9 protein-coding genes and 1 pseudogene are annotated in these 14,048 nt (G+C 68.5%); 2 read left to right on the forward strand and 8 right to left on the reverse strand.

Going from position 1 to position 14,048, the window contains the following annotated elements; translation table 11 throughout:
• Positions 1 to 133: 133 nt before the first annotated feature.
• Positions 134 to 3,361, reverse strand: coding sequence for an efflux RND transporter permease subunit (locus tag G3N92_RS22175; protein WP_241014957.1), 3,228 nt, complete (start codon positions 3,359 to 3,361; stop codon positions 134 to 136).
• Between the two features lie 252 nt (positions 3,362 to 3,613).
• Between G3N92_RS22175 and G3N92_RS22180 the strand changes: the two genes are divergently transcribed.
• Positions 3,614 to 3,892 (forward strand): DUF4148 domain-containing protein, encoded by a 279-nt coding sequence (locus G3N92_RS22180; RefSeq protein ID WP_206129727.1) that lies wholly within the window; start codon positions 3,614 to 3,616, stop codon positions 3,890 to 3,892.
• A 94-nt stretch (positions 3,893 to 3,986) separates the two neighbouring features.
• Here the strand turns inward: G3N92_RS22180 and G3N92_RS22185 are convergent, their stop codons facing one another.
• The 4 genes from G3N92_RS22185 to G3N92_RS22200 form a co-directional block, all read right to left on the reverse strand.
• Positions 3,987 to 4,775, reverse strand: a complete 789-nt coding sequence (locus G3N92_RS22185) for a hypothetical protein (protein ID WP_206129728.1) — start codon at positions 4,773 to 4,775, stop codon at positions 3,987 to 3,989.
• A gap of 177 nt (positions 4,776 to 4,952) precedes the next feature.
• A complete protein-coding gene (locus tag G3N92_RS22190; RefSeq protein ID WP_206129729.1) occupies positions 4,953 to 7,214 on the reverse strand; it encodes a TonB-dependent siderophore receptor in 2,262 nt (753 codons plus the stop codon).
• A gap of 533 nt (positions 7,215 to 7,747) precedes the next feature.
• Positions 7,748 to 8,176, reverse strand: coding sequence for a histidine kinase (locus tag G3N92_RS22195; RefSeq protein WP_206129730.1), 429 nt, complete (start codon positions 8,174 to 8,176; stop codon positions 7,748 to 7,750).
• A gap of 65 nt (positions 8,177 to 8,241) precedes the next feature.
• On the reverse strand, positions 8,242 to 8,991 hold the full coding sequence (locus G3N92_RS22200; protein ID WP_206129733.1) for a hypothetical protein: 750 nt from the start codon (positions 8,989 to 8,991) through the stop codon (positions 8,242 to 8,244).
• 274 nt (positions 8,992 to 9,265) lie between these two features.
• Here G3N92_RS22200 and G3N92_RS22205 point away from each other — a divergent pair, with 274 nt between their 5' ends.
• Entirely contained in the window at positions 9,266 to 9,598 is a 333-nt protein-coding gene (locus G3N92_RS22205) for a DUF4148 domain-containing protein (protein ID WP_206129731.1), read from the forward strand.
• 96 nt (positions 9,599 to 9,694) lie between these two features.
• Here the strand turns inward: G3N92_RS22205 and G3N92_RS22210 are convergent, their stop codons facing one another.
• The 3 genes and pseudogenes from G3N92_RS22210 to G3N92_RS35045 form a co-directional block, all read right to left on the reverse strand.
• Entirely contained in the window at positions 9,695 to 10,096 is a 402-nt protein-coding gene (locus G3N92_RS22210; protein WP_206129735.1) for a hypothetical protein, read from the reverse strand.
• Positions 10,097 to 10,423: 327 nt separating this feature from the next.
• Positions 10,424 to 13,492, reverse strand: coding sequence for an efflux RND transporter permease subunit (locus G3N92_RS22215; protein WP_206129732.1), 3,069 nt, complete (start codon positions 13,490 to 13,492; stop codon positions 10,424 to 10,426).
• A pseudogene (locus G3N92_RS35045) lies at positions 13,489 to 14,048 on the reverse strand (efflux transporter periplasmic adaptor subunit); the annotation flags it as partial. The pseudogene G3N92_RS35045 and the gene G3N92_RS22215, both read right to left, overlap by 4 nt.

Here is a 14,048-nt window from a genome sequence, read left to right on the forward strand (position 1 = left end):
GCGGCGGCGCGGCGGGGGGGCCGCCTGCGTGTGGGCCGTGGCGTCGGCGGGTGCGGACGGCGGCGTGCGGTCGGCGGGATCGAAATCGTTCGTATCGTTCATGATCGTTGGGCGCGAAAGGGGGGCGGCAGGCTCAATGACGGCCGGCGGACGGAGCGGGATCGGCGGCGGTGGCCGGTGCGGCGGGAGCGGCCGGCGGTGCGGCGTCGCGCCGGGCTTCCAGCCAGGCGTGCACCATGCCGAACACCACCGGCACGAACAGCAGCGTCGAGAGCGTGCCGAACGCCAGCCCGCCGATCACGGCGCGGCCGAGCGGCGCGTTCTGTTCGCCGCCGTCGCCGAGGCCGAGCGCCATCGGCAGCATCCCGATCAGCATCGCGAGCGCCGTCATCACCACCGGGCGGAACCGCGTGAAGCCCGCTTCGAGCGCGGCCTGCCACGGCGCGGCGCCGTCGCGCAGCATCTCGCGCGCCGCGTTGATCACGAGGATGCTGTTCGCGGTGGCGATGCCGATGCAGAGAATCGTGCCGGTCAGCGCGGGCACCGACAGCGTGGTGTGGGTGGCGAACAGCATCCACGCGATGCCGGCCAGCGAGGCGGGCAGCCCGCTGACGATCACGGCCGGGTCGAGCCACGACTGGAAGTTCACCACCATCAGCAGATAGACCAGCGCGATCGCGAACGCCAGCCCGGCCAGCAGGCCCGAGAACGACGTGTTCATCGCCTGCACCTGGCCGCGCAGCACGATCTTCGAGCCGGGCGGCAGTTGCGCGCGCGCCGCGTCCACCAGTTTGGTCACGTCGGCCGCCACGCCGCCGAGGTCGCGCGCCTGCGTCGACGCGTAGATGTCGAGCACCGGCTGCACGTTGTAGTGCGACACCACCGCCTGCTGGCTGACGCGCGAGAACGTGCCGAGCCCGCCGAGCAGGTTGCGCGGGGCCGCGCCGGCCGGCGCGGCGGCCGCGGCGCCGGGCGACGACGGCAGCGGCAGGTTGGCGAGCGCCTGCAGCGAATCGATCGTGGTTTGCGGCGCCTCGATCGTGATCGGGTAGCTCACGCCGTTGCTCGGATCGAGCCAGAAATTCGGCGAGGTCTGCGAACTGCCCGACAGCGCGATCAGCAGGTTCTGCGACACGTCGCGCTGCTGCAGGCCGGCGAGGATCGCGCGGGTGCGGTCCACGTTCACGTCGATGGCCGGCTCGTCGCCGGGCTGCTGGATGCGCGCGTCGACCAGCCCCGGCACGCCGCGCAGTTGCGCGAGCAGGCGGTTCGCCACCTGCCGGTTCGCCTCGAGCTTGTTGCCGACGATCTGGATGTCGATCGGCGAGGGCAGCCCGAAGTTCAGGATCTGGCTGACGATGTCGGCCGGCAGGAACGCGAACGTGGTGCCGGGGAACGCCTGCGTCAGCGCGTTGCGAAGCTGCGCGACGTACTGCGCGGTGGGCGGGTGGCCGGCCTTCAGCGCGATCATGACGGTGGCGTCCTCGCTGCCGATCACGCCGCTCGAATCGTAGGTCAGGTTGATGCCGCTGACGGGCACGCCGATGTTGTCGAGCATCGAGGCGATCTGCGCAGGCGGAATGATCGAGCGGATCTTCGTTTCGACCTCGTCGGTCAGGCGCGCCGTCTGCTCGATGCGCGTGCCGGTGGGCGCGCGCAGGTGCAGGCGGATTTCGCCGGTATCCACGGCCGGGAAGAAATCGCGGCCCGCGAACGCGAACAGCGACGCGGACGCCGCGCAGGCCAGCACGAAGCCGAGCAGCACGAGGCGGCGGTAGCGGATCGCGCCGCCGAGCAGCGCGCGGTAGCGCGCGCGCACCGCCTCGAAGCGGCGCTCGAAGCCGCGCTGGAAGCGCGCGAAGCGGCCGGTGGCGGCGGGGTTCGGCGCGCGCAGCAGCCACATCGCGAGCGTCGGCACCAGCGTGCGCGACAGCAGGTACGACGCGGCCATCGCGAAGATCACCGCCTCGGCCATCGGCACGAACAGGTAGCGCGCCACGCCGGTCAGCAGGAACATCGGCGCGAACACGATGCAGATCGACAGCGTGGAGACGAACGTCGGCACGGCGATCTCGCCCGCGCCGGTCAGGATCGCGTCCTCGAGCGGCGCGCCGCGTTCGAGGTGGTGCGTGATGTTCTCGATCGCCACGGTGGCGTCGTCCACCAGGATCCCCACCGCGAGCGCGAGCCCGCCGAGCGTCATGATGTTGATGGTCTGGCCGAGCGCCGACAGCGCGAGCAGCGAGCTGAGCACCGCCAGCGGGATCGACACCGCGATGATCAGCGTGGCGCGCCAACTGCCGAGGAACAGCAGGATCATCAGCGCGGTCAGGCAGGCGGCGATCAGCGCCTCGCGGATCACGCCCTGGATCGCCGATTTCACGAACACCGACTGATCGCCGAGCGCCGTGATCTTCAGCGCCTTCGGCATGCCGGCCGCGATCTGCGGCAGCAGCGCCTTGACCTGACCGATGATCGACAGCGTCGAGGCGCTGCCGGTTTTCTCCACCGTCAGCAGCGCGGCGCGCTTGCCGTCGGCGCGCACGATATTGGTTTGCGGCACGTAGCCGTCGCGCACGTGCGCCACGTCGCGCACATAGATCACGTTGCCGTTGACGGCCTTCACCGGCAGGTCGTTCAGCGCCGCGATGGTCTGCGTGCTGCCGTTCATCTGCACGTTGTATTCGCGCGCGCCGATCTTGGCGGTGCCGCCCGGCAGGATCAGGTTCTGCGCGTTGACGGCGTTCACCACGTCGAGCGGCGCGAGCCCCTTGGCCTGCAGCGCGCGCGGGTCGAGATCCACCACGATCGAGCGCACCTTGCCGCCGTACGGCAGCGGCACCGCCGCGCCCTGCACGGTGGCGAGCTGGGTGCGGATGAAGCTGTTGCCGAGGTCGTAGAGCTGTTGCTCGGGCAACGTGTTGCTCGACAGGCCGAGCTGCAGGATCGGCACCGTCGAGGCGCTGTACGTGATGATGTTCGGCGGCAGCGTGCCGGGCGGCATCAGGCGCAGGATCGACGCGGAATTCGAGGCCGCCTGCGCGATCGCGCGGTTGATGTCCGCGCCGGGATGGAAGAACACCTTGACCACCGACACGCCGTTCAGCGACTGCGATTCGATGTGCTCGATGTCGTCCACGTCGGAGGTCAGCGCGCGTTCGTAGATCGAAGTGATCCGGTGCGCCATGTCCTCGGCCGAGAGGCCGTTGTATTGCCAGACGATGCTGACGACGGGGATGTCGATGTTCGGGAAGATGTCGGTCGGCGTGCGCAGGATGGCGAGCGGGCCGCCGATGGCGATCAGCAGCGCGAGCACGACGAACGTATAGGGCCGGCGCAGGGCCAGCCGGACGATCCACATGGCGGTTCCTTCCGGGCAGGGGGAGCAGGGAGGCGCCAGTGTCGCGGTGCAGCATGGTCCCCGCTCTGACGCGCGGATTACGAAACCGTCATCTGCGCGGATTGCGGTTTTGTCATCCGGCCGTCAAGTTCGCGGCAGGGCGCGGTGGCCAGAATCGTTCCTGTCGGCCCGGCGTTCCGTTCGCGGATCGCTTGAAATTCGGATTGCGAAGTAGTCGGGCCGCGTCATTCACGAACGATACGGAGGTTTCGGATGAGCAGGCACACTCGCGGTTTGGCGGCGCTGGCCGTCGCATGGGTCGCCACGCTGGCGCTGGCTGCGCCGGCCATGGCGAAGGCGGACAACAACGGATTGACGCGTGCGCAGGTGCACGCGCAACTGGTGGATGCGCAGCGCGACGGCTTCGTGCCGACCGGCGACAGCGATTATCCGCCGTCGAAGCAGACGGTCGAGCGCAATCGAGAGCTGTATACGATCGCCCATCGCGCCGGCTACAGCGAGTCAGGCTCGCGGGCGGCGGTGGGCGAGTGAGCGGCGCAGGTGGCGCAGGTGGCGTGGGCGGCCGATGGCCCGCACGCCGGGCGCGGCATCGGCCGCGCCCTTGCCGCTTGCGATGCGCCGCGTGTCAGGCGGCCGGTTCCCGCCGCGCCGCGCGTTGCGGGATCAGCACGATGCAGGCGACGATGAAGGCGGCCAGCACGGCGGTGGCGTAGAAGCGGCTGAGCTCCAGCCCGCCCTGCGCGACCGGCTTGTCGAGCCAGTCGCCGAGCGTCGCACCGAGCGGCCGCGTCAGCACGAAGGCGGCCCAGAACAGCGCCGTGCGCGAGATGCGCGGCACGAGCCAGAGCAGCCCGATCGCCGCCAGCCCGGCCCCGAAGATCAGCGCGCTCACTTCGTAGCCGAGATCGAGGCCGCCCAGATCCGGGTCGGCCACGAAATCGCCGAGCGCGGTGCCGAGCGTCTGCGAGAACATGATGGTGGCCCAATAGAACCATTCGGCGCGCGGCGTGGCCACGCTGCTCACAGCCACCGTGCCCTCGCTGCGATACCAGATCGCGAGGCTCGCGGCCAGCAGCAGCACGATGATCGTCACGCCGCCGCCGTAGCCGAGGCCCAGCGAGCGGTCGCAGAAATCGGCGAGCGTGGTGCCGAACGTGGTGGTGGCGACGATCGTCGCCCAGTAGAGCCAGGCGTTGAAGCGCGGCGCGCGGATCTGCGCGGCCACCAGCGCCACGAAGGCCGCCAGGAAGATCAGCGAGCCCACCAGGTAGCCGAGCTTCAGCGACATCGTGACCCAATCCCCGCCCGTCTCGCCGAGCGTGGTGGCCGCGATCTTGATGATCCAGAAACCGAGCGTCAGCGCGGGAACCTTGCTGACGGCCTGTTCGGCGAGTCGTCCGGCGTCGGAATGCATGCCACCTCCTGTCAGGTTTCGGAAAGCAAAGTGACGACGATACCGGCGGCCGGCTTAACGCCGCCTTAAGCCTCGCGCGGCGGCGCGCAAGGCCGTTTGGCAACGAAAAACGGGCCGCCCGCCCCGCCGGCGAACCGGTGCGGGACGGGCGGCCCGTCGTCGCGGCGCGTGCCGTGCTTACTGATAGAAGTTCATCGTCAGCATCGCCGAACGGCCCGGCGCCCACGAGGCGTAGATCGGGTAGGCGGTGTTGAAGTACTTCTTGTCGAAGATGTTCTGCACGTTCAGCTGCAGGTCGATCGACTTGTTGACGTGGTACGTGGCGGCCGCATCGAAGCGTGCATAGCCCGGCGTCCACTTCAGCGTCGAGGCCGTCGATGCCGAGGCATAGGTCAGGCTCGAAATCGTTGCGCCCGCACCCACCGTCAGCTTCGGCAGCGCGTCGTAGCTGGTCCACAGCGTGAAGTTGTGCTTCGGCACCATCACCATCGGCAGGCCGGTGGCGGCCGGCGCGCCCGGGCCGGCGTTGGTCGTCACGGCGTTCAGGTACGAATAGCCGCCGAACATGTGCCACTTGCGCGTGACGTCGCCGGCGAAGCCGAACTCGAAGCCGCGCACGCGTTGCGAGCCGGCGTTGACCGTGTGGCCGAGGCCGTCGGACACGCGGGCGTTGGTCTTGTCGGTCTGGAACAGCGCGGTGGTCAGCGACAGGCGCTGGTCGAGCACGTCCCACTTCGCGCCCACTTCGATGTTGCGCGAGCGTTCCGGCGCGAGATCCGCGTTGGTGAGCGTCAACTGGTCGTTGCCGCCGCCGATGCCGGCGTTCGCGCCCGGCGGGTTCGCCGAGGTGCCGTACGAGGTGTAGAGGCTGACCGTCTCGACCGGCTTGAACACCAGGCCGAACTGGTAGCTGAACAGGTTCGCTGTGTTGGTCAGGTCGGCCACGCCGGCCTGTTGCGCGCGCACGTCGTAACGGTCGTAGCGCAGGCCCGCGTTGAAGCGCCAGCGCTCGGACAGGCGCACCGTGTCAAACAGGTAGGCCGAGGCGATGTCGGTGCGGGTGTTGGTGGTCGCGCCGGGGAAGCCCTTGTCGCCGTTCAGGATCAGGTTGCCCGTCCACGGGTTGTTCGGGTTCCAGCTGCCGAGCGGCGTGCAGTTGAACGCCACGCCGCAAAGGGAAGCGCCGCTCGGGGAGCGGATGTTGTTGCCTTTGGAGTCGCTGACCAGATAGCCCTCGTAGCGGCTCTGTTCGTGGCTGAACTCGATGCCGCCCGTCAGCGTGTGCTCCATGCCGAACAGCGTGGCCTTGCCGGTCAGCTCGGTCTGGTTGGCGATGTTGTTGGTCGCGTACTTGCCGCTCTTGGCCTGCAGCGCGAGGATGTTCGAGGTGGGCGAGGTCAGCTGCGGGTTGGTGGCCACGTAGTCGAGCGTCGAGCGGCCCACCACCGTGGTGTTGCGCAGCTTCCAGCCGCCTGCGAGGCGATGCTCGACGCGCACTTCGGCGTTGTCGGTCTGGCCGTAGCGGTAGTCGCGCGTGTTCAGGCCGTAGAACTGGCCGCGATCCGACGACACCGGCGTGCCGCTCGCGCGGAACGGATCGCTGAAGTCGGGCATGTCCCAGGTATTCAGGTGGTAGTAGCTGACCGTGACCGTGGTCGGCGTGTTCATGCCGAACGTGACGGACGGCGCGATCCCCCAGCGCTTGCTGTAGACGTCCGTGCGGCCGGCTTGATCCGCGTCGTTGCCCATCACGTTCAGGCGCACCGCGGTGGTGTCGTTGAGCTTGCGGTTCACGTCGAGCGTGGCGCGCTTGTAGCTGTCGGTGCCGAAGCCGATGCTGCCGTTCGTGAAGTTGTCGTTCTTCGGCGCCTTGGTGGTGATGTCGATGCTGCCACCCACCGAGCCGCGGCCCGCGTAGACCGAATCCGGGCCCTTGACCACGCTGATCTGCTCGATGTCGAACGTCTCGCGGTTCTGCACGCCCGAATCGCGCATGCCGTCCACGAAGATCGAGTTGCGCGATTCGAAGCCGCGGATCACCGGGCGATCCGCCGACGGGTTCGCCGCCGCGTCGCCGCCCAGGAACGTGATGCCCGGCACCGTGCGCAGCGCGTCGGCGAAGGTCGTCACGTTCTTCTCGCGCATCACTTGCTCGGGGATCACCGTGACCGAGCGCGGCGTGTCGAGCAGCGGCGCGGTGAACTTGAACGAGGGCAGCGCGCGCGTCTGCATGTCCGATTGGGACTTGACGGACACCGTCGGCAGCGTGGCGCTGGCCGTTGCGGAGGACTGCGAAGCGCTTTGCGAAGCCGGCGCGGCGGAGGCGGCGCCGGTGGGCGCCGGAGCGGTTTGCGCGACCGCGACGAGCGGGGCGAGGAACACGGTGCAGGCCAGGGCCGAAACGAGCGCGCGGGGCTTCGTATTGAGCGAAGTAGACATTGGGCGAGAGGGCGGTGGTGTCGAAAAACGGCTTGTCGCGGGAGCAATCACCCCGCTGAATATTGATCTTAATGAGAATGATTCGTGATTGCGTTCCGGATTCTATTGATTTCGAAATGTTTTGTAAACGGATGTTGTAAAAAATCCACCCGATCATTCCTCTGAGCTGAATCAAGGCGGGACGGCGGTTTGCGGACGATCGCGTGGTACGCGCGCGAGGCGGCGGAGGCAGGGCGGAAAGGATTGGTAAGAATGAATCGCCAGTGAATATGACGATTACAGATAGATGCGGCGCGATCCGCCGGGCGGCCCGGCGTTGCGCTTCGAGCAAGTTTGAATTGCGGGCGGAGCCGCCGCCCTTAACGCCGCGTTAAGCTCGCGGCGGTCATGCTTCATGTCCGTGCCGCTTGTCGGCCACTGTCCACGCAGAGTGATTGGGGGCGCGGACGCACCTCGTACGTGCCCCGTCTCACTCTTTTACGACCCGGCCTGCTGGCCGGGTCTTTTTTCGTCCGCGCGCGCCGGCGCCCGGATCAGGCCTTGCCGCCGGGCTGGTCCAGCGTGGCGAGCAGGGCGGCGAGCGCCTGCTTGCAGGCGGCCGCATCGGGCTTGCCGGCGCGCAGGGCGGACAGCGCGTGGTCGATCGCGTCGTCCACGCGATGCCAGTCGGCGGCGGCGCGCGGCTTCAGCGACGGCTCGGCGCTGTCCCACTTCGTTTCGAGATCCTTGATGCGCGCCTTCGCGCCCGGCAGGTTGCCGGCGTCGACGAGCTTCGCCGTGTCGGCGGCGATGGTGCGGAAGCCGGACAGATCGCCGAGCTTCGACGGGGCGGCGGTGGCGGCCTGGGCCGCCTGTGCGCTGGCGATGGCGCCGGGCGCGAGCGGCAGCGCGGCGAGCGCGCCGAACGACAGCGTGACGGCGAGCAGCGGTGCGGACAGCGTGCGGATGGTGCGGGATGACATGGCAGGACTCCTGATGGATGGGCGGCCCGTGGGCCGCCGATGAACGACGGGATGAAGCGAAGGGATCAGACCGCGGCGCTGGACGAGCCGCCGCGACGGCGCGCAATGCTCAGCGCGCCCACCAGCAGCACGATCACGACGAGGAACGCGAGGCTCGTGTACACCGTGCCCCAGCCGAGCCCGCCGTATTCGCGGGCCTGCGAGAGCAGATCGCCGAGCGAGGCGCCGAGCGGGCGCGTCAGCACGTAGGCGATCCAGAACGCCAGCACGCGCGGGATGCCGAGCCAGGCCGCGAACGCGGTCAGGCCGATCAGCGCGGCGCAGGCCAGCACGCCGAGCTGGAAGCCCATGCCGAGCGCCTCGGTGGCCAGATCGCCGGCCGCCGTGCCGAGCGCGAACGTCAGCAGGATCGCGGCCCAGTAGAAGGTTTCGCGGCGCGTCGTGACGATCGTCTCGAACGACAGCGTGCCTTCGACGCGATACCAGATCGCGAACGCCGCGGCCAACGCCACGGCGAAGCAGGCGCTGCTGGCATAGAGGCTGACGTGCAGGCCGTCGGTCAGCGCATCGGTGATCTGCGTGCCGACCACGCTGACTAGCACCACGTTGAGCCAATACAGCCACGGCACGTAGGCGCGCGCGCGGAACTGCGCGATCAGCGCGGCCGCGAGCAGGAGCAGCATCAGGCCGCCTGTCACGGCGGTGCCGAGGCCGACGTTGACGGCCAGATAATCCGCGCCGGTTTCGCCGACGGTGGTGGTCAGGATCTTGATCACCCAGAAGGCGAGCGTGACGGGCGGTACTTTATTGAGCATCCGGGCGGCGTCGCCGGTGCGGGGTGGTGTCATCGAAGTCACGGGGGTCTCCACGGTCGCAAGCGCGATCCGGGCGGACCGCGGCGCTACTGTGCCGCCGGGCAGCTTAAGCGAAGCTTACGAATCGATTTCTGTTGCGCGGACGCGGCCGTTAAGGTCGGCTTAACCGCGCACCCGGAAGATGAGCCATGGATGCCGGGCGATGTGTCGGCCGCGTTGGCGGCGGATTCGTTCGCATCCCTTCTCTTCTGGAAATTACAAAGGAATCCATATCATGAAAAAGCTGCTTGCCTCGATCGTTGCCTTCTCCGCGCTTGCTTCGCTGGCCGGCGCCGCCCACGCCGACGTCACGCATCTGACCTCGCGCGACGGCGTGACCTCGGAGCTGATGCGTCTCGAACAGGCCGGCTACAACCCGGCGCACAAGTCCACCAATTATCCGAACGACATTCAGGCTGCCGAAGCGAAGATTCACGCGCAGGATGCGATGGCCGCCAACGGCGTGGCGCGCGATACGTCGGGTTACGGGTATGTACCGGCCGGTGCGTCGCAGGGCGGCATGGTGGCGCATCTGGGCGATCGCGACGGGTTGTATACGCATCACTGATGACCATGCGTGAGCGACACATGGCCCGGCGCCTGCCGGCCTCGAACGAGGCCAGGCAGGCGTTTTCGTTTGACCGATTGGCTTGCGCCGCCGGGTTCAGCCGGGAAGCACCAGCGGCGCAATCGCATAGGCCGCAACGTAAAGCAGCACGACGAACGCGCTAACCCACATCAGAACACGGCCCCATTGGCGGCTGGACCATCGCCGATAGGCGACTGCGTTGATCGCGGCGAACAGAACGGCGGGCCACAGCATGAAGCCCAACGTTGCGGCGATGAATGAAAGTGACGTGCCGCAATGCTCGAGATCGTCGCAATGGCCTGCACTGGGCGCTTTGGACGGCCAGTCGATTTGGCTGACGGTACGCACGGTCGCCCATGCAATGAGCGCACCCCAGAGAAAGCCGAGTCCGGCGAGGGCGAGCCGCTTCATTCCATGGGCCAAAAGAGGATTTCCTTCGATTTTCCGAGGCCTGCGAACGGTTGCAGTTTCAACCATTCGGCAAGCTCGTGCGCGCGTGTCGCGACGGGTTTTCCGTCGATCAGCAAGCACCCCAGTTTTTTCCTGCCGGGCGCCAGAGATCCCGAAACGATAGTGCCCGCAGCTCGACGTGCTTGATCGAACCGGGAATTGCGTTGGTCCGGACTACGGTGGGTGCGTTAGGCATTGCCGGGCAATCTCGGCTTGTTTCCGTTCATCATGACATCGTTCCTCTTCACGAAAACGATGATCCTAGTGCCCCGTTTGCGAGTTCATCATGATGCAGTTGGAGCGAGCCGAGCGCCCCGACACTATGTCGCACGGTCGCTCGGCGTCCGTGCTGCGTCAACCGCCTTCGCCCCGGCCCCGGCCCCGCACCCGCAACAACATCCGCAACACCGCCGGCAGCACCACCAGCACCAGCGGCAACTGCACCATCAAGCCCGAAATGATCGCGATCGCCAGCGGCTGCTGCATCGCCGAGCCCTGTCCGAGCGCGAACGCCAGCGGCAGCAGCGCGAGGATCGCGGCGATGGTGGTCATCGCGATCGGCCGCAGCCGGTTGCGCCCGGCGAGGATCAGCGCTTCGTCGATCGGCAGGCCGTCCTCGTGCACCAGCGAGCGGAATTCGGATACGTAGAAGATCGCCACCTCGGTCACGATGCCGATGATCATCGTCATGCCCATCATCGCGGAGATGTTCAGCTCGATGCCGGTCAGCCACAGCCCGACGAACACGGCGCCGGCCGCGAGCAGCGGCATGGCCAGCACGGCCAGCGCGATGCGCAGCCGCTCGTAGAGGAACAGCAGCAGCGCGAACACCAGCGCGAGCGCCGCGCCGAACACGGCCAGCAGCCCGCGAAACGCGATCTGCTGTTGCTGATACAGCCCGCCCAGCTCGTAGTACACGCCGTTCGGCAGCAGCGACGGCGTGGCGAGCGCATGCTGCACGTCGGCAATGGTCGAGCCGAGGTCGCGGCCGTCGATGCGCGCGGTCACGGCCACCATCCGCTTGAGGTTGTCGCGGCTGATCTCGGGCTGGCCGCTCACGGTTTCGGGCGTGGCCACGCGCGACAGCGCGAACAGGTGCCCGTCGGGCGCGCGGATCGGCAGCCGGCCGAGTTCGGTATCGGTCAGGCGGCGCGCGCCGGCCACGTGCACGCGCACGCCGATCGTCTTCGGGCCGACCTGATACTGCGTGGCGACGTTGCCCTGCACCATGTCCGACACCTGCTGCGCGACGGCCTGCGGATCCATGCCCTCGGCCGCGGCGGCGTCGGCGCGGATGTGCAGATCGAGCGCGTCGCCGGCCGGGTTGATGCCGTCGTTCACGTCGACGATGCCGGGAATCTTGCCGATCTGCGCGGCCACGCGCTGCGCGGTGCCGTCGAGCACGGCGGTGTCGTCGGCGTAGATCTTGATCTGCACGGGCTGCGGCACGGCGGTCAGGTCGCCGATCAAGTCCTCCATCAACTGCGCGAGTTCGATGCTGACGCCGGGCACCTGCTCGTCCACCTGGGTGCGGATCTCCTCCATCACCTTGTCGATCGGCTCGCGGTTGCCCGATTTCAGGCGGATGAAGAAGTCGCCCTTGTTCGGCTCGTTGAGATCGCCGCCGAGGCCCGCGCCGGTGCGCCGCGAATAGGTGTCGACGTTCGGATTGGCGCGCACGATGGTTTCGATCTGCTTCATCAGCCGATCCGTTTCGGTGACCGACGTACCGGGCGCGGTGTGATAGTCGAGCACGAACCCGCCTTCGTCCATCGACGGCATGAAGCCGCTGCCCACCTGCGTGTAGGCGAACGCGGAGGCGGCGAGCAACGGCACCACGCCGAGCAGCACCAGCAGCGGCCGCGCGCTCACGCGCGTCACGAGCGCCAGATAGCGCCGGTTCAGCCAGCCGCCGAGCCGCGTCTCGGGATGTTCTTCGGCATCCTTCGCGGTCAGCCAGCGGTCGCAGAGGATCGGGATCGCCAGCCACGTCACGAGGAACGAGATCAGCAGCGCGCTGGCCATCGTCACCGATAGCGCCTTGAAGAACGCGCCGGTCACGCCCGACAGGAACGCGAGCGGCACGAAGATGATCAGCGTGGCGGCCGAGGAGCCGGCCAGCGGGCGCGTGAATTCGAGCGCGGCGCGCATCACGCGGCCGTGGAAGCCATGTTCGTTCGGCTCGCGCATGCGCCGCGCGATGTGCTCGATCATCACGATCGCGTCGTCGATCACGAGGCCCACCGCCGCCGCCATGCCGCCGAGCGTCATGATGTTGAAGCCCATGCCGGCCACCTTCAGCAGCAGGATGGTGGCGGCCATCACGATCGGCACAAGCGCCACGGCGATCAGCGTGATCTTGATGTTGCGAAGGAACACGAACAAGGTGGCGGCGGCAAGCAGCACGCCGATCAGGATCGCGTCGCGCACGCTCGACGCCGAGGCCACCACCAGTTCGCTCTGGTCGTACCAGTTCGCGAGGTGCACGCCGGGCGGCATCTGTTTCGCGAAGCCGGCGAGCTTGGCGCGGATCTCCGAGGCCATCGCCACGCTGTTCGCGCCGGGCTGCTGATAGACGTTGACGAGCACGGCGTCGCGGCCGTCGGCGGTCACGCGGATCCACTGCGGAACCACGCCGCGCGTGACGCTGGCCACGTCGCCGAGCCGCACCTGCGTCGCGCCGCTGGTGGACACCACCACGTCGCGCAGCGCGTTCAGCCCGCCGAACGCCGAATCGGCCACCACCAGATAGAGCTTGTCGTGATCCTCGATGCGGCCGGTCGCCATCAGCACGTTGCCCGCGCCCACCGCGCGCGACACGTCGGCCACCGACAGCTTGTAGGCCGCGAGCCGCTGCGGATCGACGGCCACCTGCAGTTCCTCCTGCGCGCCGCCCGTCACGTCCACGCGCGCCACGCCGCCCACCGCCGACAGCAGCGGGCGCAACTGGAACTGCGCGAGATCGCGCAACTGCGACAGCGATTGCGTGGTCGAGGTCAGGCTGTAGGCGATCACCGGGAACACGGTCGGATCCATCCGGCGCACCTGCATGCTGGTGCCGGGCGGCAGCGTCGACATGATTTCGGCGATCGCGGCCTGCGCCTGCAGCGTGGCCTGCGCCATGTCGGTGCCCCAGCCGAAGTTCAGCGAGATTTCGGCCGCGCCGCGGCTCGTCTTCGATTCGACATCCTGAACGTTGGGCACGCGCCGCAGCGCCTCTTCCACCGGCATCGTGACCAGCGCGGCCATCTGTTCGGCCGGGCGGTCGCCGGCGTCGAGCGACACCACCGCGCGCGGGAACGCCACGTTCGGGAACAGCGAGATCGGCAACTGCATCGCGGTCAACGCGCCGGCGATCGCGAGCAGCGCGATCACGAACAGCAGCGAGCGCCGGTGCGCCTGCATCCATTGGCCTGCCTTCATTGCTTGGCGCCTCCGAGGGTGCGCACGGCCGCGCCGTCCGTCAGTTCGTAGTTGCCCGACACGACGATCGGCCAGTTGGCGTGCAGCGGGCCGTCCACGCCGTAGCCCTGGTCGTTCTCGACGCGCGTGACGACGGCGATCCGATGCGCGCGCGCGTCGGGGCTGACCTGGAACAGCCACGCGCCGTGCGCATCGCGCAGCACGGCCGCGCGCGGCACGATCCACCAGGTGCCGGCGTTGGCCGCGATGTCGGCGCGCACGCGGGTGCCGGGGATCAGCGCGCTGCCGGCCAGCGCCGCGAGCCAGAAGCCGCGCGACGGCTGGCTTTGCGGATCGATCGACGCGCCCACCACCGTGATGCGGCCCGCGGCGGGCGCGCCCGCGCGCGCGGACAGCCCGCCGATCGCGACCGTATCGCCGGGATGCAGCGTGGCGGCGTCGGCCGGCTCGACGCCGAGCATGACGTTGGCGGCGGCCTTGGCGGCCTCGCCGCCGCCGCTCACGCCCACCAGTTGCGCCAGCGCCGCGCCGGCCTGGATCTGGTCGCCGGGCGTCG

It is taken from the genome of Burkholderia sp. Ac-20379 (assembly GCF_017104645.1).
In the GTDB taxonomy this organism is placed as follows: domain Bacteria; phylum Pseudomonadota; class Gammaproteobacteria; order Burkholderiales; family Burkholderiaceae; genus Burkholderia.